The organism is Psychrobacter sp. Arc9 (assembly GCF_041431295.1).
Lineage (GTDB): Bacteria > Pseudomonadota > Gammaproteobacteria > Pseudomonadales > Moraxellaceae > Psychrobacter.
Genome location: NZ_JASMRK010000061.1, coordinates 1 through 1,064, shown reverse-complemented (window position 1 = coordinate 1,064; position 1,064 = coordinate 1). Strand labels below are relative to the sequence as shown.

Annotated in this window: 1 protein-coding gene; it reads left to right on the top strand. The window is 35.7% G+C overall.

Going from position 1 to position 1,064, the window contains the following annotated elements; translation table 11 throughout:
* The first annotated feature begins 569 nt into the window (after positions 1–569).
* Positions 570–1,001, top strand: coding sequence for a hypothetical protein (locus QO187_RS13795; protein ID WP_371548667.1), 432 nt, complete (start codon positions 570–572; stop codon positions 999–1,001).
* The last annotated feature ends 63 nt before the right edge of the window (positions 1,002–1,064 follow it).

The following is a 1,064-nucleotide window of genomic DNA, read 5'->3' as shown; positions in this document are numbered from 1 at the left end:
GGTGTAATGGACAAAATTCAGGCTGATACAGCCCTTAAAGCTATATACTATAAGTATTTGCAAGGATTGAAAGCCATGAATCAAAAAACTGCCCTTTTTGTGGTGAAAAACACATTAAAAAGAACGGTCACAAATCAGGAAAACAACAGTACAAATGCCTAATTTGTGATCGGCAGTTTTTAGGTGGCAAACGTCTTAATAATGAAATATTGTGGACTGAATATACACAAGGTAAACAGACCTATAAACAACTTGCTAATAAGTATGGCTGTAGCATAAAGACCATACAAAGACGGCTAGATACTATTGAAATAAAGTCACTTAATAAGCTACCTACGCGTGCAAACATAGTGATGGACACGACCTACTTTGGTCGAACATTTGGCTTAATGGTATTTATCGACTATACAAGCAAAACTGTATTACACCACCGCATTATTCATTATGAAACCAATGCACTGTATAAATTAGGAATAGAGCATATACAATCACAAAGTATTGATATAACAAGCATTACTTGCGATGGACGACGAGGTCTTAACGCTTTATTTAAAGATATACCCATACAAATGTGCCAGTTTCATCAACTACAGATCATCACTAGATACTTAACACGTCGACCTCAAAATGTCGCTAGTATCGCCCTTAGACAGCTCGCCTTAAACATAAAGTATTATGATAAAACTACATTCATTCAAGACTTAGATAGCTGGTATTTGACCCATGAAGGCTACTTAAATGAGCGTAGTATCAATACGGATACTGGTAAGACTTGGTACACCCATAAGCGTCTTAGAAGTGCCTATAGAAGCTTAAGAACCAACAGTGATTGGTTATTCACTTATAGAGAACTGGAGGACTTAAACATCCCAAATACGACCAATTCTCTAGAAGGGTTGTTTAGTGAGTTAAAACGCCAATTAAGTAGTCATAATGGGCTAAATAAACAACGTAAGCTTAAGTTTATTAACAACTTTTTAATGACATACTCTGCTAATTAGCCTGAAAAATGTCCATTAGAGATTAACCGCTAGTTTTTAGCCTGAATTTTGTCTATTACACCT